The 23,412-nt window shown below is 49.6% G+C and carries 16 protein-coding genes and 1 pseudogene; 6 read left to right on the top strand and 11 right to left on the bottom strand.

The annotated features are described in order from the left end of the window. Window positions 1–5 precede the first annotated feature (5 nt). Both JXQ28_12340 and JXQ28_12335 read right to left on the bottom strand, forming a co-directional pair. Complete coding sequence (locus JXQ28_12340) at window positions 6–1,319, bottom strand: peptidylprolyl isomerase (protein MBN2278521.1); 1,314 nt, start codon at window positions 1,317–1,319, stop codon at window positions 6–8. Window positions 1,320–1,333: 14 nt separating this feature from the next. Then, window positions 1,334–3,088 (bottom strand): peptidylprolyl isomerase, encoded by a 1,755-nt coding sequence (locus JXQ28_12335; GenBank protein MBN2278520.1) that lies wholly within the window; start codon window positions 3,086–3,088, stop codon window positions 1,334–1,336. 262 nt (window positions 3,089–3,350) lie between these two features. On the opposite strand from JXQ28_12335, the gene lon reads away from it, so the two are divergent. The 5 genes from lon (at window position 3,351) to JXQ28_12310 (ending at window position 10,525) form a co-directional block, all read left to right on the top strand. Continuing rightward, entirely contained in the window at window positions 3,351–5,729 is a 2,379-nt protein-coding gene (gene lon, locus JXQ28_12330) for an endopeptidase La (GenBank protein MBN2278519.1), read from the top strand. Between the two features lie 79 nt (window positions 5,730–5,808). Further along, entirely contained in the window at window positions 5,809–6,387 is a 579-nt protein-coding gene (locus JXQ28_12325) for a YihA family ribosome biogenesis GTP-binding protein (GenBank protein ID MBN2278518.1), read from the top strand. A 25-nt stretch (window positions 6,388–6,412) separates the two neighbouring features. Continuing rightward, window positions 6,413–7,687, top strand: a complete 1,275-nt coding sequence (locus JXQ28_12320) for an adenylosuccinate synthase (GenBank protein MBN2278517.1) — start codon at window positions 6,413–6,415, stop codon at window positions 7,685–7,687. A gap of 619 nt (window positions 7,688–8,306) precedes the next feature. Further along, the gene (locus tag JXQ28_12315) at window positions 8,307–10,133 is read left to right on the top strand and encodes a hypothetical protein (GenBank protein ID MBN2278516.1); all 1,827 of its coding nucleotides are present in this window, start codon (window positions 8,307–8,309) and stop codon (window positions 10,131–10,133) included. An 86-nt stretch (window positions 10,134–10,219) separates the two neighbouring features. After that, window positions 10,220–10,525: a hypothetical protein gene (locus JXQ28_12310; protein ID MBN2278515.1), complete on the top strand. Its 306-nt coding sequence runs from the start codon at window positions 10,220–10,222 to the stop codon at window positions 10,523–10,525. Between the two features lie 116 nt (window positions 10,526–10,641). Here the strand turns inward: JXQ28_12310 and JXQ28_12305 are convergent, their stop codons facing one another. From JXQ28_12305 to JXQ28_12295, 3 genes are all read right to left on the bottom strand, one after another. After that, complete coding sequence (locus JXQ28_12305; protein ID MBN2278514.1) at window positions 10,642–11,577, bottom strand: SDR family oxidoreductase; 936 nt, start codon at window positions 11,575–11,577, stop codon at window positions 10,642–10,644. 61 nt (window positions 11,578–11,638) lie between these two features. Then, window positions 11,639–12,340 (bottom strand): NTP transferase domain-containing protein, encoded by a 702-nt coding sequence (locus JXQ28_12300; protein ID MBN2278513.1) that lies wholly within the window; start codon window positions 12,338–12,340, stop codon window positions 11,639–11,641. Between the two features lie 17 nt (window positions 12,341–12,357). After that, window positions 12,358–13,350 carry a GDP-mannose 4,6-dehydratase gene (locus tag JXQ28_12295; GenBank protein MBN2278512.1) on the bottom strand — a complete coding sequence of 331 codons (993 nt, stop codon included), beginning with the start codon at window positions 13,348–13,350 and terminating at the stop codon, window positions 12,358–12,360. A 194-nt stretch (window positions 13,351–13,544) separates the two neighbouring features. On the opposite strand from JXQ28_12295, the gene eno reads away from it, so the two are divergent. Continuing rightward, window positions 13,545–14,840 (top strand): phosphopyruvate hydratase, encoded by a 1,296-nt coding sequence (gene eno, locus JXQ28_12290; protein ID MBN2278511.1) that lies wholly within the window; start codon window positions 13,545–13,547, stop codon window positions 14,838–14,840. A gap of 125 nt (window positions 14,841–14,965) precedes the next feature. On the opposite strand, the gene JXQ28_12285 is transcribed toward eno, so the two are convergent. The 6 genes and pseudogenes from JXQ28_12285 to JXQ28_12260 form a co-directional block, all read right to left on the bottom strand. Beyond that, the gene (locus JXQ28_12285; GenBank protein MBN2278510.1) at window positions 14,966–15,331 is read right to left on the bottom strand and encodes a hypothetical protein; all 366 of its coding nucleotides are present in this window, start codon (window positions 15,329–15,331) and stop codon (window positions 14,966–14,968) included. Between the two features lie 316 nt (window positions 15,332–15,647). After that, on the bottom strand, window positions 15,648–18,479 hold the full coding sequence (uvrA, locus tag JXQ28_12280; GenBank protein ID MBN2278509.1) for an excinuclease ABC subunit UvrA: 2,832 nt from the start codon (window positions 18,477–18,479) through the stop codon (window positions 15,648–15,650). Window positions 18,480–18,760: 281 nt separating this feature from the next. Next, a complete protein-coding gene (gyrA, locus tag JXQ28_12275) occupies window positions 18,761–21,187 on the bottom strand; it encodes a DNA gyrase subunit A (GenBank protein MBN2278508.1) in 2,427 nt (808 codons plus the stop codon). Between the two features lie 195 nt (window positions 21,188–21,382). Beyond that, complete coding sequence (locus JXQ28_12270; GenBank protein MBN2278507.1) at window positions 21,383–21,889, bottom strand: ECF transporter S component; 507 nt, start codon at window positions 21,887–21,889, stop codon at window positions 21,383–21,385. A gap of 8 nt (window positions 21,890–21,897) precedes the next feature. Further along, on the bottom strand, window positions 21,898–22,497 hold the full coding sequence (locus JXQ28_12265; protein MBN2278506.1) for a class I SAM-dependent methyltransferase: 600 nt from the start codon (window positions 22,495–22,497) through the stop codon (window positions 21,898–21,900). Further along, window positions 22,404–23,365, bottom strand: a pseudogene (locus JXQ28_12260) (site-specific DNA-methyltransferase). Before JXQ28_12260 ends, JXQ28_12265 begins: the two are co-directional and overlap by 94 nt. Window positions 23,366–23,412 lie beyond the last annotated feature (47 nt).

Here is a 23,412-nt window from a genome sequence, read left to right as displayed (position 1 = left end):
TTTATTTATTTTTCGGTGTTGCCAATATTCCGGATTTCGACATAGGTTTTTTCTTTTATTTCGGCCAGCCAGCGGTCGACAAATTCACCGGTTTTGGATTGCTTGGCCATTTCCTTGATCTGATCGAAATTATCCACAGGATTGAGCGTTCCACCAGGTTTCCAGTCGAGACGCTCGATAATATGAAGGCCGTAATCGGTCTTGACGGGGCCGTAGATATCCCCATTTTCGGTCAGGCTGTCCATGGCCTGTTGAAAGCCGGGCGGGAGATCTTTCACGGCAAACCAGCCCAGTTCGCCACCCTGTTTTCGGGATTCATCATCGGCCGAGAAAACCTTGGCATTTTCTTTAAAATTGGCGCCGTTCCTTATTTCTGCCAGGAGAGAATCGGCCAGTTTGTAACTCAGGAGGGAATCCTGACTTATCGGAAGAACCTCCAGCAGGATATGGCGCAGGTGAGCCCGTTTGCCTTCAATTTCCTCGCATTTGATAATGTGGACGCCGAATTGAGTTCTGACCGGTGCGGAAATATCGCCCGGGGACAGGTTAAAGGCCACCCGGCTGAATTCGGGAACGACATCATCGGCGGCCACAAAACCGAGATCGCCGCCGGTAAGCGCGGAAGGGCCACTGGAATAAGTCGCCGCCAGGGTGGCGAAATCAGCCCCGGAGACAGCATTCAGACGAATTTTTTCAGCCTCGGCCAGAACCGAATCCTCGGTGGTTTTCGAAGGCTGAAACTTTATCAGGATATGCGCCAGACGAATTGCTTCGGGCTGATCCGGAATGGAATCCTTGTACTTTTCATAAAAATCCATTACTTCCTGACGGGAAATGGATATCTGGGCCAGTTTTTTTGATATCAACTGCTGTTTCAGAAGCTGGTTTTCTATTTCGGGGCGAAGTTTCTTTTTAAAGGTCCTCAGGGTCAGACCCTCCAGGCTAAGCTGTTCGAGGAATTGATCCTCGCTTTCGAACTGCGATGATATTCGGGCAATATGATCATCGAGGGCCAGGTCGACATCTTCAGCGGTTACCTTTATGGAAGTATCCTGACGGGCTTCATTCAAGAACAGCCTTTCGGAGATCATCTGATCGAGAACATCATCCTGGAGTTTTTTCAACTCCTGTTCGTTTTTCGGCCGGAGACCTCCCTGGATTGCCACCAATTGAATCTGGGCGGCCAACTCCGACATCATGATGGGATCACGGCCGACAATAGCCACGATTTTCTCGATCGGTTCCATTTCCGGATGAACTGCCGGAGGAAGAATCGAACTCAGGATCAGGGCCAACAGGAGTATGTTTATTTTTTTCATAAGCTTTCCCGGGGTCAGCCGGCGGCGGTATCGGGAACCGGATGATTTTTCGAAGCATCGGGTTGTTCGTACTGCGATTTATCAATACTGGCCCGTAAGTTGCTTTCGTTGATATCGATACTGGCTTTCTCGCGGTGTTCTTTGACCCATTCTTCGAAAGCCATCCGCCGCCGGAGTTTATCCAGTTTTTCCTTGATGCTCTGCTTGACGGTGAAGAAATCCTTGATGGTTTCCGGTTTTATATCCGCGACAAAAATAATCGACGTTTTATTGCCCATAGCGATGGGTCCGCCGACCTTGCCGATCGGAGTTTCTTTGGCCACTTTGAAGATGGCGGGATAATATCTCTGTTCAATCCAGCCCAGATCGCCGCCATTGGCCCGTTTGCCGCTTCGTTCGGTATATTGCGAGGCCAGAGATTTAAAACGATCGAGGGAATTGATTTTGTTCACATAGGTTTTGGCCGTAGCGTAGTCATTGAACATGATTTCATAGACATGGATTTTTTCCGGTACAGCGAATTCGGATTGATTGTCATCGTAGTACTGCCGGATTTCACCTTCATCGGCCTCACCGGGATATTGAATGGAATCATTTTCCATAATATCGGCCATGGTGAGTTCGGTAAATCGCTTGATCCGATCTTTAAATCCGGGTTCATCTTCCATACCGCTCCGCCGGGCTTCCATTTCCAGGATATCCATGGCGCTTAGATTAAAGATGACATCGGCCAAACCATCGTAATCATCGAAATCGGGCCGCATACCCGTTTTAAGCTGTTTAATAGCTCCCAGATAGCCGCCCAGGGTCATCTGACCCCCATCCCAGGTAGCCAGAACCAATTCTCTTTCGTCCCGATCCAGCTGCGACAGGTCGAAATCGTTTTTGGGCAGGGTTTCCAAAAGGGTCGGAGGGTACAGGCTGGCCCGTTTGTGCATCAGGTAATCGCAGGTGACGGTATCGATATGGATAGGATATTTGGCCTTGACTTCTTTAGTATATTCATCAAGGCGTTTACTGCGTTTCATGGATTCCAGGGCGTTACGCATCTTGGTGTACATCTTGTCATAGGTGTCGCGCAGTTCGTTGGGAGCGCGGTCGGTCATCCGGGCAATATGCCAGCCATAACGGGTTTCGAAAGGAGCCGAAGTTTCTCCCGGGTTGAGTTTAAAGACGTTTTCCAGGAAAACGGGGTCCATCTGTCCCCAGACGAAATAACCCAGGTCACCGCGGTTCTGGGAAGCGCTCGGGTCAACCGAGTATTGGAGGGCCAGGTTCTCGAAAGACTCGCCCTCTTTCAGTTTTTCGATGATGGAATCGGCCAGCTCTTTACTATGAACCAGGATGTGCGAGGCCTGGACTTTATATTCCAGTTTATTATAGAAATCTTTAACGTCTTCATCGGTTATCTGAACCGGATCAATGACCATTTTTTTGTAGAAGGCGTCGAGCAGGAAGCGGTCTTTGTTGCCCAGGACAATCCGTTTGACCTCCTCGGATTCATCAATATTCTTTTTATAGGCTTCTTTGATAAGCAGGCGCTGGATGATCAGGCTATCGAGAATTTGCCGGCGGTTCTGCAATTCCTCATCGAAAGAGGCGAATTTCTGTCCGGACCGGTTGAAAATATCGTTGAGTTCACGGGCGGTTATTTTCTCGCCGTCAACTTTGGCGATAACGGGATCATCATCCGAACCGCAGCCATTCAGCATAATGGCGCCGAAAATGAAAAGGACGAAATATGTGATAATTAACAAAGCATTCTTCATGAGATATTTCCCCATTGGTTAGATTGATTAGATACTCATAGATGTTTATACCAAATGCCGATGACTTCGTTCCTCCGGATATTAAGTCTAAAACTATACTACCTGTGGCCCGATTTGGCAAGCTGTTTTTGGGCTTTGGCGTTGAGGTAAAAGAGGATAGCCGGCGCGGGATAGAGCCCGGGAAAAAAAGATTAACGTTTCGGGAGAAAATTGGTTACATTACGGGCCGCCCGAAAAACGCATAATCGGAGTTGAAGGTTTTATGAAGCTGACTTATGGTGATGAAAACATTGAAATAAAAACCAAGTTGCCGGTTATTCCACTTCGCGATATTGTCATATATCCCCATATGGTTTACCCGCTTCTGGTGGGCCGCCCGTTTACGATCGCGGCTCTTCAGGAAGCCATGATTCAGGAGAAACAGGTTTTTCTCTGCGCCCAGAGACTTTCGGATGTCGATATGCCGGAGCGGGCCGATCTTTATAATGTCGGAGTGATTGCGCGGATATTACAGGTAATGAAACTTCCCAACGGAACCATGAAGGTTCTGGTGGAGGGATTGATCCGGGCGAGAATAAAGCAGTACACCAAGTCGGGGGCTCATTTCACGGTCAGCGTCAATCCGACCAGGACCAGCCTGCAGTACGACCGCGAAACCGAGGCCCTTTCAAGGACGGTGCGGGAGTTGTTCTCCGACTATGTCCATCTCAACCGGCGTCTTCCCGATGAGGTTCTGCTTTCGTTTACCGCCATAGATGACTATCAGCGTCTGGCCGATACGATTGCGGCTCATATTCTGCAAAAAATGGATGTCAAGCAGGCCATCCTGGAACTGGAAACGGTTAAGAGCCAGTTTTCCAAGATTGCGGCGGTACTGCAGGGGGAACTGGAAATTCTCAAGATCGAGCAGAAAATCGACGGGACGGTGCGGGAGGCGATGTCGCGGGATCAAAAGGAATTCTATCTTCAGAAACAGCTCAAGGCCATCAAAGATGAACTGGGTCAGACAGACGAGATGGCCAATGAAGTGGAGGATTTGCTTGAAAAGCTGGCCACCCTGAAAGCTCCGAAAGAAGTTATTGCGCGGTGTGAGGATGAGATAAAGAAATTGTCGAAAATGCACCCTTATTCGGCGGAATCAGCCGTGGTGCGTTCTTATGCGGAACTGGTTCTGGCTTTACCCTGGCAAAAGACAACGACCGATCGGCAGAAATTCAAGGAGGTCAAATCAATTCTCGACGGCGATCATTTCGGTCTCGATAAACCCAAAAAACGGATACTGGAACATCTGGCTGTCCTCAAAGTAGCCGGGCATGTGAAAGGTCCGATTCTTTGCCTGGTGGGTCCGCCCGGGGTGGGCAAAACTTCGCTGGGCCGCTCGATCGCCCGGGCTTTGAATCGCAAGTTTGTCCGAATCTCTCTCGGGGGAGTTCGGGATGAGGCCGAGATCCGGGGACATCGCCGAACCTATATCGGATCTATGCCGGGGCGGATTATCCAATCAATAAAGAAAGCTGAATCATCGAATCCAGTATTTTTACTTGATGAAGTCGATAAGATCGGAATTGATTTTCGAGGCGATCCGGCCGCGGCTCTACTCGAGGTTCTCGATCCCGAACAAAATGTGGCTTTTTCTGATAATTATCTCGAACTGGATTTCGATCTTTCGAAAGTCCTGTTTATCACGACGGCCAATTCACTTTCCGGAATTCCGCCGGCCCTGATGGACCGGATGGAAACGATCAGGTTACCCGGTTACCTGGAACATGAAAAACTGGAGATTGTCCGGGGCTACCTGCTTCCCAAGTTGAAAAAAGAAATGGGATTGGGTGGTATCGAAGTCGATTTTCCCGATTCCGGGCTTATTGAGATAATACGGTTTTATACCAGGGAATCGGGGGTGCGGGAAGTCGAGCGGCAGATCGCCACCATCCTGAGAAAAATAGCTCAGCAACTGGCGGAAGGATCGAGAAAGAAGAAATTCACGGTCGGGCCGAAGAAGGTCAATGGATTTCTTGGGGCTCCACAATACCTGACAACCGATATCAAACCGAGACCGAAACCGGGTTATGCCGTCGGTCTGGCCTGGACCCAGGTCGGAGGCGAGGTGATGCCGATCGAAGTAAACCTGATGAAGGGAGCGGCCAAATTGACTCTAACCGGCAAGCTGGGCGAAGTTATGCAGGAGTCGGCCTGGGCGGGATTATCGTATATCCGCAGTCATGCCGGCAGGTTCGGTCTTGATCCCGACTTTTTTAAGGAGATGGAGATTCATGTGCACGTTCCCGAGGGAGCCGTGCCGAAAGATGGCCCCTCGGCCGGGATAACGATCCTGATTGCGATATTGTCGGCGTTGACCGAAAGGCCGGTCCGCAACAAGTTGGCACTGACAGGCGAGGTTACAATCAGCGGCGATATCCTCGCGGTGGGAGGACTCAACGAAAAACTGCTGGCCGCCAAAAGAAGCGGAATCAGTGATATTATTATCCCCTACCGGAATAAGAAGGATATTCCCGAGTTGCCGCATAAGCTGGTCGAAGGTATCAGGTTGCGGCCGATCAAGACGGTTGAAGAGGCGATTAAAATTGCCTTTGGCAGTAAAACCGAACAAATCGCGGGCGAGCGACGGCCAAAAAAGTGAAATTTTGCTTTATTTTATATATGGCAAGCTATTATACTTCTCGGTGGCGGAACAATAAGAATAACGAAATAATCTCAAGATGCCTTTAAAAGCGGAATTTTTCGGGTCCTATGCTGATGCCCGGAAAATACCATCCGACAACCGTCCTCAAATCGCTTTCGCGGGTCGCTCCAATGTGGGGAAATCATCATTATTGAATAAGATTGTCGGTCGAAAAAAACTGGCCAAAACTTCCAAGACTCCCGGCCGGACGCAGTTGATTAATCTTTTTTTGGTTAACGAGGTTTGTTTTTTTGTGGATCTGCCGGGCTACGGTTATGCCCGGGCTTCGGTGGAGGCGCGTCGGCAATGGGGAAAACTGGTCGACAGTTATCTGGACTCGTCGCCGTCATTGAAAGGGCTCTGTTTTCTTCTCGACTGCCGCCGCGACCCCAATGAGGATGATCTGATGATGGTTGACTGGCTTCAGTCGCGAAACATAGAGTATATAATTGTTCTCACCAAGGCCGACAAACTCAGCAAGAGCCGTCTGCTTAACAGGTGTCGGCAGATCGAAAAAGCCTTTAAATCCAGCCCGATTCCGTTTTCGATTGTTTCGGGAATCGGCAAAAAAGAGCTGTTGCTCTGGATTGAGGGCATTACCGGTAAACAGAAATAAATAAGTTTTTAAGAGAGTGGTGATTATGGGTAAGAATGTAATTGTGCTCGGATGCCAATGGGGCGATGAAGGCAAGGGTAAGGTGGTCGATCTTCTGGCCGAGAAGGCCGATGTAATCGCCCGTTTCCAGGGCGGGGCCAACGCCGGCCATACTATTCGCTACGGCAACAAGCAGTTTATCTTGCACCTGATCCCCTCCGGAATCATCCACCCCGGTAAGATATGTTATATCGGCAACGGCGTGGTCCTGGACCCGTTCGGTTTTATCGAGGAGATCGGTTTACTTAAGGCGAAGGGTATTGATACGACCGGGCGATTATTCGTGTCCTCGGCCACCAACCTGGTGATGCCGTACCATAAAATGATCGATAGTATGGATGAAAAAAAGCGGGGCAGTGACGGCCTTGGAACAACTTTAAGGGGGATCGGCCCGGCTTATCGCGACAAGGTCGGCCGGTTCGGTATCCGGTTGTGCGATCTTTATGCCCCCGACCGGCTGAAAGAAAAGCTGGAAAGTTATCGAAAGATGAAGACTGAATATTTCAACGGGACCGATGATGAGCGGGCCGATATGAAAAAAATATTGAGTGATTTACTGGATCTGGCGCCCCTTCTGAAACCGATGATGGTCAATGTATCGCTGGAAATCACCGGGCATATTGTTTCGGGGAGATCGATTCTGTTCGAGGGAGCCCAGGGGGCGATGCTTGATGTCGATCTGGGAACCTACCCCTTTGCGACTTCATCGAATACCACTACCGGCGGGGCCATGACCGGGCTGGGACTGGGACCGAAGGTATTCGACGAAATTATCGGGGTTGTCAAGGCTTACACGACGCGGGTCGGAAGCGGACCGTTCCCGACCGAACTGGTAAATGAAACGGGGGCACGATTACGCGAGGCGGGAAAAGAATTTGGTGCCACTACGGGCCGCCCCCGGCGGACCGGGTGGATCGACCTGGTGGGCCTGCGGCATGCCTGCCGGATAAACGGGATCGAAAAAATCGCCGTAACCAAACTTGATGTCCTAGATACTTTCGAAAAGATTCGGGTATGTGTCGGCTACCGGTTGAACGGAGAAGTGTTGACCGAAGTGCCTCTGGATCTGGCTGAATTATGGCATGTGGAGCCGGTATATAAAGAATTCGAGGGCTGGATGATAGCCACGGCTGGGATTGATGATTTCAGGAAACTGCCGGATAAGGCCAGAAAGTATCTCGGTTTCATAGCCGATGATCTTAAGGTCGGCATTTGTCTTGTCTCCACCGGGGCCAGACGCGAAGAGACGATTGTAATATAGTGGATTTCATGAGATAAATAATCAACCGCGATTATTTAAAATCGGGTTGGTTGTTTCAGTATTCTTTGAATTTGATTAGAAAATCGTAAAATAGTGCGAATTGAACGATTATCTTCGTTTCAATGTAATCTATTGGGGATCAATTTATTAGGGTTCCAGTTAGAATAAATACTCGTATAAATATACGAATTAAATTGCAAAAATTGCCCATCGGCATTTCCTCTGACTCTATAAGTTATTATATATCAATAAAATAGAAAGGCCCGCGGGATGTCTGCGATATTTTGGCATTGGCGTTGCTATATTTTGGCCAGGAGTGAGGAAATCAGTCAGGGCTGATGATTTAATAAAATTGACCTCTACGCTTATTTTCAGGTCGCTATCTTCTTTTCTCGAGGCAGGGGGCCCGTTAAAGAGGGGAACGGGCCCTCAAATTATTTGCCCCACAATCATATTTTCTGGTTACATTCAAAAGACAGACGCTTTATAATGAAAAACGCTTAATCATTTTTTTAGACTTCAGGTTTAAAATGTTTTTTATGAAATATATTCAAATGCCGGTATTAAATCCTGCCCCGATAACCACCCATAGTTTGATAAAATAATAACAGGAGAAACCATGCCCGGATTACATCTGTTCTGCCGATCGAATGGCCGGAGTGATAAGGAGATATCAAATACGAAGGAGGTCCTTCTCTGGAAAGACAGCCTTAAAATCAGAGAACTCCATTACGACGGATCGTTTGAATTGATTTTTTCCGGTTATGATGGATATCCGCTTTTGACTGCCTCTGACGATGGGATGATCTGGGCTGTGGAGGGTATGATTTATAATCGGTCTGATTCTGAGATCGGGGATTTTTTTAAAGGAGTATCAATAAATGCTGAGGCGGGCGAGAATATTGAAGGAGTCATTAAATCATTTATAGATAATTCCGACGGGGAATTCCTGGCCGTGATTTTCCTGAAAAAAACACGGAAGCTGTTGCTTTTCAATGATCGCTGGGCCCGTCTGCCGGCTTATTATGCAATTACTGATGACGGTCTGGTTTTTTCCAGGGAATTGAAATATGTCCTGAAACACTTGCAGTCAATAAAATTGAATCGGTTGTGGATGGCCGAATTTCTGATTTTTGAATATAACCTGGGCAATAAGACGATAATCGAGGGGGTTAGATATCTCGAGCCGGCGGAATTGATCAGTGTTTCGTTCCATCAGGCTCGACTGAAATATGAGAGTAAAAATCTCGGGAGCGATAATTTCGATGATAGGGAAGAATTAACCGACCGGCGGGAGATAATCGGCCGTTGCGCCGAATTATTTCGGGAGATGGTACGGGTCAGATTCGACCGGGTCACAGCTCAGGATTACGGTCTAATAGTCGATGTCAGCGGCGGTCATGATACCCGGGCGGTATTTGCCGGACTGGCCGGTCTCGGGGCTAAGTTGACCGCCTGCAATGACCATCTGACCGAAGGGATTGAAGCCGAGATCGCCAACAGCCTGGCCGAACATTATCATACACCATTAATGCACTTTTCCGGTCTTCGGCCTAATCGGGAGATCGACTCTCTGGCCGACGTTACTTTCAAGACCGACTGTCAGGTAAACTGCCTGATGGCGGTCAATAACTATTATGATGAAATGGAGCGGGAGACGAAGATATCCGGAAAAAAGGTTCATTTCATGGGTCTCGGGGGCGAGTTTCTGCGGCATCGCTATCGTCCGCTTCGTCATTACCGAGGCCTGAATGATATGATCGCCGGGGACGGGTTCAGTAATTTGTTCATGATCAATCAGGCCTGCTCGGTACTCGAAATGGAGCGATCGGTTTTCGATAAAAGTATTGTTTCCGAAATCGATAGCTGGACCGAAAAAAGTCTGCGCGGCCGGGTGGTCCATCTTCAGTTCGAGCGCTACAACAAATTCGACAATGGGGGAGAAAACCGTCATCGATTGTTCAACTGGGTGGTGTCGCCTTTCTGGGGGAAAGACCTGTTTGAATTCATTATGACGCGGGTGCCGCTTGCGATGATCGATTATTTCTTTTTTGTCGATTTTCTGCGGGAACTTGATCCACGGAGTATCGAGCTACCCATTTACAGCGGAATTGCAGGAGTCAACCCGATCAGGCATAATTATCTATTCCGGATCCGGGCTAAGTCCAAATTATGGCTGCGTTATAACCGCTATTTATATAAATCGGCGCGTTCTTTTCGCAACCGTCTTATCGGCCGCCGAAAAGATGATCCCGAGATGATATGGTTGAGGGAGAATATAGGGCAAATAATGCGGCAGTCGGAAGCGGTCAGCCGGTATTTCGATATAAAGGCCGTGAATAATCTGATGGCCGATTATCCGGGAAGTCTGCCGCTGTATCAACTTCTGACAATTATGCTGTATATCATGGATATTGAACGACGCTTTCCCGGGAAGTTATCATAAATCAGGATGGTCGTACCACTGGCATAAAATTCCAAAATTATTATATTGTATAACAGGAGAAGGACAGGTATCAGGGAGAACAGGTAATGGGCGATTTAATCTGCTGGAATTGCGCCAGGGCGACCGGAATCGAGGGCAAGGTAACACGCAATGATTATTGCCCGCATTGCCGGGCGGATTTGCGCTGTTGCCGGGGCTGCCGTTTTTTTGATCCGACCTCCCGCTGGCAGTGCCGTGAGCCTATTGAGGCGCCGATTCCTATTAAGGACAAATCGAATTTCTGTGATTGGTTTCAGCTTCGCAATGCCTTCCATACACCCGGGGGAAGGCCGGAACGGGTTGATTCCAAGGATGATCGCAAGAAGAAATTCGATGATCTCTTCAGCGATTGAATTCCGGGGAAAAACGGGGCATGGTCCGGACTGGAATTTGAAAAGGCGGCCTTAGGGACCGCTTTTTCTATTCAAAATTTTAATACAGTCGGAATTTGTCCGATCCCGGTTACCTTTCAGGAGTGGTCAGAAGTAAACCATTCCACCGTCTTTTTCAATCCCTCTTTGAACATCACCCGTGGGTTGTAACCCAGGTCTTTTTTGGCGCGGGAGACATCGGCATAGGAATGCAAAATATCGCCGGGCCGGGGAGCGATATATTTGGCTTTGATATTGGTTCCGATGATTTCGCGGAGCATATCGAGAAGATCATTAAGGGTGAATCTGGCCCCGCAGGCCACATTGTAAAAGTTGCCGGGCGCGATTTTTGAGGTGACCGCCAGGAGGTTGGCCTGGATGGTATTGTCGATATAGGTGAAATCACGGGATTGCTCGCCATCACCGAAGACCACCGGTTGTTTCCCGGAGGAGAGGGCGAAAATAAATTTGGGAATGACAGCGGCGTATTCCGAGTTGGGATCCTGACGGGGACCAAAAATATTGAAATATCTCAGGCAGACAGTTTCGAGGCCGTAGAGGTTATAAAATACCTTACAATATTTTTCGCAGGTCAGTTTGGTTACGGCATAGGGAGAAAGCGGATCGGTCGGCATCTGTTCATGCTTGGGGAGTTCCGGGGTGTCGCCGTAAACCGAAGATGATGAAGCCATAACGAATCTTTTCACGCCGGCCCGCTTGCCGGCTTCGAGCAAGTTCAGAGTTCCATCGATGTTGACCTTGTTGGAGGTCAGCGGATTACTGACCGATCTCGGGACCGACGGGAGAGCCGCCTGGTGCAGAACATAATCGATACCCTCGACAGCATCCTTGACCGTCCAGAAATCGCTGATATCGCCGTCAATGATCTCGATTTTGTCCTCGATATCGGCCAGGTTAATTCGGCGCCCGGTCGAAAAATTGTCCAGAATCCGGACGGTTTCACCCTTATCCAGGAGGGTATGGGCGATATTGCTTCCGATAAATCCGGCCCCGCCGGTAATAAGATATTTCATAAATAATCCCCAATATTTCCTTTTTTTGATAATATCGACTTAACGAGAAATTTCTACGTCGTTATTTTAAAAAAGCTTGAGATTTCTTCTGAAAGAGCCGGGTAGCCTTTTCCCAATCATCGGGCCGCCCGATATCGAGCCATTGGCCCCGAAAACGATAAACCTGCGGATTGCTCTCGACCTCGATTAGCCTGTTTACCAGGTCGGGGAAATCGAATTTATGGTTGGGGATATATTTTAAGACCTCTCGCCGGAAGGCATAAATCCCCATCGAGACCATGTATCCCAGGACCGGTTTCTCATCGTATTCCTCGATTATATTCTCATAGGTGGTGACCACCCCGAAATCGATTTTCACGGTTCGTTTGAATATCGCCACGGTTGCCACGGCATCACTTCGCAAGTGTGCCCGAATAAAATCCTTGAAAGGCAGGTTGGTCAGCAGGTCACCGTTGAGGACCAGAAAACTACTGTCCAACCCCCTGATCTGGCGAAGCGGGGCGGCTGTTCCAAGCGGCTTTTTCTCCTGGGAGTACCGGATTTTCACACCGAATTGACGCCCATCGCCGAGAATCATCCGAATCAAATCCGCCTGATAACCGACCGCCATGATGATTTCTTTAATCCCGGATCGGGCCAGTTGGCGGATGAGAATTTCGACAATGGGGATATCGCCCACCGGCCAGAGGGGTTTGGGCAGAATCCGGGTGTACGGTAGAAGGCGGCGCCCCTCACCACCAGCCAGAATAATCGCCTGGCTGATGGTTTTTAGTCCGGTTCTCACAACTGATAATCCTCGCGATCATACATTGCCAGATGATTTTCGAAAAACTCTATGGTTTTTTTCATACCCAATAATAAGGCGAATTTCGGTTTGTAGCCGATTAACCGGGCGGCCAGCCGATTGTCACCCTGAAGACGCCAGACTTCGGAATTTTTCGGCCGGATACGTTTTCTTTCGCTTTTTATGATCAATCTTTTATTGAGAATATTTCCGACAAGATCGACGATCTCCCCGATGGAGTAGTCGGTACCGGTAGCCAGATTTAAAACAACGCCGGTGGTTTTGTCGGTAAAGGCGGCGGCAATCATACCATCGGTGATATCGGAAACATAGTTCATATCTCTTCGGCTGTCGGTGTTACCCAGCCTGACGGTCCGTCCCCGGAGGGCCTGAAGAATGATAGTCGGGATAATGGCCCGGGCCGATTGACGGGGACCGTAGCAATTGAAAGGACGGACGGTTACAGTCGGGAGGCCAAAGCTGAGATGAAAAGACTGGGCCAGTTTATCGGCCGCGATTTTTGAGGCCGAATAGGGTGACTGGGCGGTCTGAGGATGATTCTCATCGATCGGAACATACCGGGCCGTGCCATAGACTTCCGAAGTCGAAACCTGAAGGAATTTCTTAACGCCTGATTCCCTGGCGGCCTGAAGCAGGTTGGCAGTCCCCATGACATTGACGGCTGTGAAATCCCGGGGGGCGATATAGGAGTAAGGAATGGCGATCTGGGCCGCCAGGTGAAAAACATGGGTATTTCCATTGACCGCTCTCTGGCAAATATCAGGATCGCGAATATCGCCGAAGACGATATTAATTTTGGTTTTCAATCGTTCCGGCAGTTGTTCCAGCCACCCGGTCCGTCCCTGCGATGTGTATCGGAGCAAAGCGGTGACTTTGGCCCTCTGCCTGAGCAGAGTTTCGGTCAAATGCGAGCCGATAAAACCGCCAGCTCCCGTGACAAGGATTTTTTTGCCTTTGATTGATTTCATGGTACCGGGCCGAATATAAAATATCTTCCGCTCTTAATCCACTTTTTTCTTAAATAGTTGATCGGACAAAGGGGGGCATCAGTTTATGCGTATCAATCATAAGGAAAAGCGTGCGGATTTTGTTTTTTGTTGAAACGGGGGCAGGGGTCGATTAGATTAATTCAAAATTCTTATCAGCGGAAAGGATAAAAGCAATGTCGGATTTTGATTTTATAGCCGCGCGGCAGATACTCGATTCGCGGGGAACGCCGACGATCGAGGTCGATGTGGTTCTGGCCGACGGTTCATTGGGGCGGGCGGCGGTGCCATCGGGCGCTTCGACCGGGGCCCATGAAGCGGTGGAACTGCGCGACGGCGACAGCAAGGTTTATTTCGGCAAGGGTGTTTCCAAAGCGGTGGCCAATGTCAATGAGAAAATCGCCCCGGCCATATTGACGAACAATATCGATCCCTATGATCAGGTGACGCTGGATAATTTCCTGATTCAACTCGATGGAACCGAGAATAAGGGTAAACTGGGCGCCAATGCGATTCTGGGGGTCTCTCTGGCCACGGCCCGGGCCGCGGCGCAATCGGTGGGGCGCTATCTTTATGAATATATCGGCGGAACCAACTGCAAATTACTCCCGGTCCCGATGATGAATATTCTCAATGGCGGGAAACATGCCGACAACAATGTCGATCTGCAGGAATTCATGATTATGCCGGTTGGAGCCGGATCATTCTCCACGGCTCTTCAAATGGGGGCCGAAGTGTTCGGCAATCTAAAACAGGTCCTCAAGAAGAAAAAATACAATACCGCGGTGGGCGATGAGGGCGGATTCGCTCCGGATTTGAAGTCCAACGAGGAGGCTCTCGAAGTCATCATGGAAGCCATCGGTAAAGCGGGATACAAGGCCGGTAAAGATATTCTTCTGGCTCTCGACCCGGCCTCGACCGAATTTTATGATACGAAGACCAAAAAATACGATCTGAAAGGCGAGGGCAAGAAATTCACATCAGATCAGATGATCGAATTTTATGAGGAACTGGTCAAGAAATATCCGATTATTTCAATCGAGGATGGCCTGGCCGAGGATGATTGGGACGGCTGGAAAAAAATGACGGAGTACCTGGGTAGTAAGATCCAGATTGTCGGCGATGACCTTTATGTAACCAATCCGAAACGTCTGGCGCGAGGCATCAAGGAGAAGTCATCGAATTCGATTCTTATCAAACTCAACCAGATCGGCACCCTGACGGAGACGCTCGATGCAATCGAGATGGCCCAGAAGGCGGGCTTCACCGCGGTGGTTTCGCATCGAAGCGGTGAAACCGAAGACAGCACTATTGCCGATGTGGTGGTGGCGGCCGGAACCGGCCAGATCAAGACCGGTTCAATTTGCCGGACGGATCGTATCTGCAAGTATAATCAATTACTGCGAATCGAGGAATCGCTGGGGAAATCGGCGCAGTATCTGGGGAAATCGGTCTTTTACAATCTCGGATGAGATTTTGCGATTATTCGAATTTAATTAAAAAACCCGCCCTTAAGGGGCGGGTTTTTCCGGGATGGATACTTCAATAAAGTCCTTTTAGCTGCACCTCCCATCCCTGGGATCTACCAAATCAGGTATTAGTACCTCCGGTAAGACTTACGCGGCGCGGCTTTCTTTTTCGGTCTGGCCTTGGCTTTGGCTTTGGCCTTTTTCGGGGCGGCCTTTTTGGGAGCCGCTTTTTTCTTGGGTTTCGGTTTGGCCTTTCTGGCCGCGGCAGGCTTGGTCAGGTTAAGAGCGCTGATCTTCCCGCGCACCGACGCCAGCGAGCGCCGCAGTTCCTTGGCGATTTGCGAGGCCGGTTTGGACTTGTAACTGGTGCGAAGACTCTGAATTTCCGCTGCGCTCCAGGCTTTACCGACCGGCTTTTTGCCTCTCGCTTTAGCCTTGGCTTTGGGTTTGGCTTTCGCTTTGGCTTTGGGTTTGGCTTTCTTTTTTGCAGCCATTTTCCGCTCCTTTCGTTAGGTGTCGGATATTGAGTTGGTTTTAGATTCCAGTGATTCCTGTACTTAATGTGGATTCATACCCAAGATTTTTTGAATCCCTTAATCTCCCCTTTCGCATGCATCATGCAAATTGAATCCTGCCTAAATCACTTATCGGCATCAAGTAAAAAAAATTAAAACTTTCGTGCAACAAAAAAAACACCATTTTCGAAAAAAAAGTGAAAATAGTTCGTGTACTATTCATTGGATTTTGGAGCTTTAATTCCGCTCAGATGACCATGAATGACAAAAGAACGGAAGATATTGCTCGATTGGCCTATTTAGCGCCGGTTAATTCCCGGTCGATATATTGACCGGTGTAAGATGATTTGACCCGTGCAACCTCTTCAGGAGTGCCGGTGGCAATGATCCGGCCGCCATCATCACCCCCATCAGGACCGATATCGATGATAAAATCGGCGGTTTTGATGACATCGAGGTTATGTTCAATCACCAGAACGCTGTTACCTCGGTCAACCAGCTCATTGAGAACCGTGAGAAGCATCCTGATATCCTCGAAATGCAGTCCTGTGGTGGGTTCATCGAGGATGTACAGCGTTCGCCCGGTAGCCGTTTTGGACAATTCCGAAGACAATTTCACCCGCTGGGCCTCGCCCCCCGAGAGGGTGGTGGCCTGCTGACCGAGGTGAATGTAACCCAGACCGACTTTGTTCAGAGTCATCAGCTTGCGCTTGATCCGGGGAATATTCTTGAAGAACTCGAGAGCCTCATTGACGGTCATATCGAGCACCTCGGCAATATTTTCCCCTTTGTAGGTCACTTCCAGGGTTTCGCGGTTGAACCGTTTGCCCTTGCAGACCTCGCACGGGACATAGATATCGGGCAGGAAATGCATCTCGATCTTGATGATACCGTCTCCCTGGCAGGCCTCGCAACGTCCGCCCTTGACATTGAATGAAAATCGTCCGGGGCGATAACCGCGCACTTTCGACTCGGGCAGTTGTGAATAAAGGTCACGGATATACGTAAAAACACCGGTATAGGTGGCCGGATTGGAGCGAGGAGTACGTCCGATGGGCGATTGATCGATGGCTACCACCTTGTCGATATTCTCCAGTCCCTTGATCCGATCATATTCCAGAGGCGTTTTGCGCGAATTGTAGAACTTGCGGGAGAGAATACGATACAGGGTTTCGTTTATCAGGGTCGATTTGCCCGAGCCTGAGACACCTGTTACGACGGTGAAAACTCCCAGCGGAATATCGACCTTGATATTTTTAAGATTATTACCGCGGGCACCTTCGAGCGTGATCAGGTTACCATTGAAAGTGCGTCTTGAATCAGGCGTCGGAATCACCATGCGGCGGCTCAGATAGGCCCCGGTAATAGAGTTTTTGGATTTACGAATCTGCTCCGGGGTTCCCTCGGCAACGACTTTGCCGCCCATGATGCCGGCTCCAGGGCCCAGATCGATAACATAATCGGCGGACTCGATGGTTTCGCGGTCGTGTTCGACGACAATCACGGTATTACCGAGATCACGCAGACCGGTCAGGGTGCCCAGAAGTTTGCGATTGTCGCGCTGATGCAGTCCGATGGATGGTTCATCGAGAATATACATGACACCCACCAAGCGTGAACCGATCTGGGTTGCCAGGCGGATTCGTTGCATCTCGCCGCCGGACAGAGTCGAAGCGGCGCGGCTGAGAGTAAGATAATTAAGGCCGACATCATCGAGAAATCCCAGTCGCTGGCGAATTTCTTTGAGAATTTGCCGGGCGATCAATTCCTGGCGTTTGGTCAGCGGCAGTTCATCGAAGAACTTTCTAACCGATTTGACCGACATCTCGGCCACCGAGTCGATAGTTTCGCGATTAATGACAACTGAGAGTGCTTCCGGTTTCAGCCGCGAACCATGACAATCAGGGCAGGGCGAAATGGACATATACTGCTCGATCCACTGCCTCACGCCCGATGACTGGGTCTGGCGGTAGCGCCGCTCCAGGTGGGGGATAACGCCTTCGAATTTGCCGATGTATTCACCCGTTCCGCGGCCGTTATGATGTTCATATTCGAAGCGCAACTGCTCTTTGCCGGAACCATAAAGGATAATCTTTTGAATTTTCTCGGGGAGTTTTTCGAAAGGCGCGGACAGCTTGAAATCGTAATGCCGGGCTACCGCACGAAGCATGAAGCGGTACCAATTGGCCATATCGGCTCCCCAGGGGCTGATGGCTCCTTGATTGAGCGGCAGAGAAGGATCGGGGATAATCAGTCTCGGATCAATATCCATTTTCTGGCCCAGTCCGGAGCAGGTGGGGCAGGCTCCGAAGGGAGAATTGAAGGAGAACATTCGGGGTGAGAGTTCCTCGTAGCTGATCCCGCAATCGAGGCAGGCCGATTGCTCGGAGAAAAGCATATCCTGACCCTTGATATTGATCAGAACAATGCCGCCGGCGGTTTTGAGGGCGGTTTCGACCGAATCGGCCAGGCGGCGGGCGGAGCGTCTTTTGACAACCAGCCGATCGACGACAATCTCGATGGTGTGCTTGACATTTTTCTTGAGATTGATCTCGTGGTCGGTCTCGACAATTTCGCCATCGATCCGAAGCCGCACGAAGCCCTCTTTTCTGGCCTCCTCGATGATTTCGCGATGTTCACCCTTTTTTCCGCGAACAACCGGCGCCAGAACCATCAGGCGGGTATCTTCCTCGAATGAGAGAACCGAATCGACAATTTGCTCTACCGTTTGACGGGTGATCGGTTTGCCGCATTTGACGCAGTGCTGAACGCCCATGCGGGCAAAGAGAAGACGGAGATAATCATAGATTTCGGTGGCGGTGCCGACTGTCGAACGGGGATTTTTGGCCGAGCCCTTTTGTTCGATCGAAATGGCCGGAGAAAGCCCCTCGATCAGATCGACATCGGGTTTTTCCATCAGACCGAGAAACTGTCGGGCGTAGGACGACAATGATTCGACATAACGCCGCTGGCCCTCAGCATAGATGGTATCGAACGCCAGGGATGATTTACCCGAACCGGACAGGCCGGTTATCACGACCAGTTTATTGCGGGGGATGTGGACATCGATGTTCTGGAGGTTGTGCTCCCGGGCACCTTTTATAAAGATTTCTTTCGATTCGCTCATTTGCTTTCAAATTGCTTTCAAAAAAAGTGTAACCTGTAATATACGACAATTCCTGTCAGTCGGGGACTGATTTTCAGATTATCTATATAGATTTTTTTACTTATTTGAAAATCACATTAATGACAAATCCTGTCACCGGGCCGGAAATTCGGCAGGAATACGTTCATATAACATAAGCGTAAAACAGTCAGAGGGATACGTATTAGTGCAGGCTATAAATCGTGGCTATAAAAAAGGGCAGGACCATAATAATCCTGCCCTAAAACGATTTTGATATCGGATTATTCTTCCTGAACCACTCGGGCGACATCGATGACCTTGTCGCCTTTATCCAGGGTGATGAGTCTGACGCCCTGGGTGTTACGGCTGATGACATTAATGGATTTAACCCGCTGCCGGTTGGTGATCCCGCGTTTGGTAATCAGAATCAACTCATCATCATCGAGAACCTCTTTTATGGTCACCACTTCGCCGTTGCGGTCGGAGGTTTTGATATTAATCACTCCTTTGCCGCCCCGATTGGTGACGCGATAATCATTGATATCGGTCCGTTTGCCGTAACCGTTTTCGGTAACCGAGAGGAGGGTGCTTTCGCGTTTGACGACAACCATGCCGATGGTGTAATCGCCGGTTGCGAGATTAATCCCTTTGACACCGTAAGCCGTCCGGCCCATGGGCCGGATTTTTTCCTCGTGGAACCTGATGGCCTGACCTTTCCGGGTGGCCAGAACAATATCGAAACTGCCATCGGTCACCATGGCCTCGATCAACTCATCATCAACAGGAATATTGGCGGCGTTGACCCCGGCTTTGCGCGGATTGGAGAAATTATCCAGCGGCGTTTTCTTGATGATGCCGTTGCGGGTGGCCATGACAATATAATGGCCGGGATCGAAATCGCGGACCTTGCAGAAGGCCGTAATAGTTTCACCCTTACTGAGATCGACCATATTGACAATCGGTTTGCCTTTGGCCAGCCGTCCGCCGGTGGGAATTTCATGCACTTTCACCCAGTAGCACCGGCCCTTGTTGGAGAAGAACAGGATATAATCGTGGGTCGAGGCGATAAAGAGGTGCTCGGCGAAATCTTCCTCTTTGGTTTCAATGCCGATAACTCCCCGCCCGCCGCGATTCTGGCGGCGGTACATGGTGATCGACAACCGCTTGACATAGCCGGAATGGGATATGGTGATAACCATATCTTCCTCGGCGATAAGGTCTTCCAGCTTGAAATCCTCGGCCGCGCCCTGGATTTCGGTTCGCCGGTGATCATCGTATTTTTTCTTGAGTTCGGTCAGTTCGTTCTTGATGATAGCCATCCGGCGCGGTTTGGATTCCAGAATGCCTTTGAGTTCCGCGATCAGCTTGATAGTGGCGATATATTCATCCTCGATTTTCTTTCGTTCGAGCCCAGTCAGCCGGGCCAGACGCATTTCCAGGATGGCGTTGGCCTGTATTTCGGACAGCTTGAATTTCTTCATCAAGCCTTCGCGGGCCGCAGGAGTGTCGGCCGATTTCTTGATCAATTCGATAATGGCATCGATATTATCAAGGGCGATTTTATAACCTTCGAGAATATGAGCTCTCGCCTCGGCCTTATTAAGATCGAACTGAGTCCGCCGGACGACCACCTCATGGCGGTGTTTGATAAATTCGCTGAGAAGCTGTCTCAGGGTTAATACTTGGGGAACACCCCCGACCAGAGTCAGCAGGTTGATGGCGAAAGTCGATTGCATCTGGGTGTTTTTGAAAAGCTGATTGAGGACAATCTCCGCTTGGGCATCACGTTTCAACTCAATAACGATTCTCATGCCGTCGCGGTCGGATTCATCACGCAGGTCGGAGATCCCGTCGATTTTCTTGTCGCGCACCAGGTCGGCAATTTTTTCCAGAAGATTGGATTTATTGACCTGGAAAGGAATTTCTGTTACGACAATGCATTCTTTGCCGTTTTTCTGTTTTTCGGTAACGGCCTTGGCGCGTACCAGTAGACGTCCTTTGCCGGTCCGGTAGGCTTCGCGAATACCATCGCGGCCGTTGATAATACCGCCGGTCGGGAAATCCGGGCCAGGAATATATTGCATCAGTTCGTCATTGGTCAATTCATCATTATCGATCAGGGCCGTAATGGCATCGACAGCCTCGCCAAGATTGTGCGGCGGGATGTTGGAAGCCATACCGACGGCGATACCTGAGGTACCATTACAGATCAGGTTGGGGAATTTGCCCGGAAGCACTTTCGGTTCATGGCGGGTTTCATCATAGTTGGGCATCATGGCCACGGTATCTTTTTCCATGTCGGCCAGCATTTCCATGGCAATCGGGGTCAGGCGCGCCTCGGTGTAGCGCATGGCCGCCGCGCCATCGCCGTCAATGGAACCGAAATTGCCCTGACCATCCACCAGCGGGTAGCGCATGTTGAAATCCTGGGCCATGCGAACCAGGGTGGGATAAACCACCTGCTCGCCGTGGGGATGATAATTTCCCGAAGTATCGCCGGCGATTTTAGCGCATTTACGATGCGGCCGTCCGGGCGAGAGATTGAGATCGTTCATGGCCACCAGAATTCGTCGATTGGATGGTTTCAGACCATCGCGAACATCGGGAAGGGCCCGGTTGGTAATCACAGACATGGAATAATCGAGGTAGGAATTTTTCATTTCCTCCTCGAGGAAAATCGGGACTATTTTTTCACGTTCCAGAGGCATTTTCTATTTCCTTTTAACCTTTTTTACAACATTCTTTTTCAAGACCATATTATACGAAATTTTTGATAAATTAGCAATTTCAAAACCGTAAAAAGTAATCTCGAATGCCATTACAAGCAATTGATATTCATCCGGTTATATGTGCCCGTATAAATGTTGAGGGCGGGTCCGGGAATTTTTTATGAACAATGTTTTCTATTGACGCGAGGATTGTCTGATGGCATAGACAAGGGGCGGGATGAGAATGAATTGAATGATTATTCCGGGCCAGCTGGCCAGCAAAATACCGCCCACCAGAAATTCTGCGGGTCCATAGGGCAGTTCGATAAATTGACCCAGTAAAAACAGGCCCAGGGCAAAGGCCAGACGGCCGACAATCATGGCAATCAACAGGGCGGGAATAATATTCATTTTCAGTTTTTTAAAAGTCAGTCCGGCGACCAGTCCGTAAATAGCGAGTTCCATAGTCATGAGCGGGACGGCATAAGCCGGGGGCATGGAAGTGAGCAGGTGCGACATAAAGGGTGCAATCAGGCCAACCAGCAATCCGGCCAGAGGACCGACAACGAAACCGCAGATAAGAACGGGAATATGCATGGGAAGGAAGAGCCTGCCACCCAGGCCGGTCCAATGGAAAGCCATCGGGAGGGCTATTGCCAATGCAAGATAGAGGGCGGTATGGGCAATGCGATTAGGGCCCAAAGCGGGGATTATCCTTTAACGCCGGAGGCCAGGAAGATACCGGGTTGATCGGCGATTTTGATATTTATGAAATGGCCATGTTGAAAGAGCGCCATCATGTCTTCGTGCGAGGGAAGGTGGTCATGGGCGACCGGCCCGCCGGTTTTTATATGGTATTCTTCCAGTTCCCGACTGCCCATCAGATGAATTATATGAAAAGTCCCGCCGGGTTTCAAAATTCGCGAAACCTCCTCCATGACAATCTGGTGATTGACGAAATGGGCAAAGGCGGCAAAAGTGATGGCATGGTCAAAAAATCCCCGGCGTAACGGCAGGTGTTCGACATCACCATCCACCTCGAAAACATTTCGGAAGGGGAAATTTCTTCGGGCCAGGTCGATCATGCTTCGGGCGAAATCGATTCCAACCACTATACCATTGTCCCCGGTTTTGCGGCGCAACATGTCAAACATGATTCCGGTGCCGCATCCGAGGTCGGCAATCCGGGAACCTTCTTTGATATTGAAGGAATCAATTAAAAAGGACAGGATTTCAAGGTCTTCAGCCGTGAATTCCTTGTCCCATTCCTCAGCGCAGGACTCGAAATATTTCCGGCGATCTTTATCCATAGGGAATCCAAATTAAGTAAATCGCGATTTTTGTCAAGTATTATTTGACTTTCTTCCGGGCCATAGCCTCCGAAGCCAGCCGATAGTAATACGGATCGATTTCAAAACCGATGAAATTAATCCCCAGTCGGCGGCAGGCCAGACCGGTATGACCCAGTCCCATGAAGGGGTCGAGAACGGTCATGCCCTTATTGAGGCCATGCAGTTTAATACAATTCTCGGCCAGTTCGATCGGAAACGAGGCCGGGTGCGGACGATCCTGATCGCGGTTCTGGATAGTTTGATAAGGTATGAACCAGCAGTTGCCGCGGCATCGAAGATTTTTCCGCCCTGATGTCCAGCGTTTGATATTGGTACTATCTTTATAGGGAACTCCGAGAGCGAGACGATTGAGCCGGACATGGCCGGATTTGGTCAGGTGAAAAATATATTCATGAGCATCATTTAGAAACCTGGGGCTGTTGATCGGCTTGTAATGGCCGACATTGATATGCTGGTTATGGCCGTAACTTCCCGATTCGATAAAGATCGATTTGACCCAGTGGATAACATTCTGAAGTTTGAATTGTCGCCTGAGAATTTCGAGAACTTCGAAAGGCACCGTCGGGTCAGACGGTTTGGAACCGATATTCAAAAACAGGGAACCATCGTCTTTCAGAACTCTTTTAACCGAGGTGCCCCATAAATCGAGCCAGGCGAGATATTCGTTTCGGGGAAGACGATCGTTGTAGGTGGCGTATTCGATACCTATGTTGTATGGAGGAGAGGTAACCACGACATCGATCGATTCGGCTTTCAGACGCCGGGTCATGCCGGTTACGCAGTCTTCATTACACAACCTCGGTTTTTTATAAGAAGCGGGGCTCATGCGGGACAATATAATGAATCAAATCGTTTGGAGGCAAGTCCCGGTGA

The organism is Candidatus Zixiibacteriota bacterium (genome assembly GCA_016933955.1).
Lineage (GTDB): Bacteria > Zixibacteria > MSB-5A5 > GN15 > PGXB01 > JAFGTT01.
This window is presented reverse-complemented; position numbering and strand designations above follow the sequence as displayed.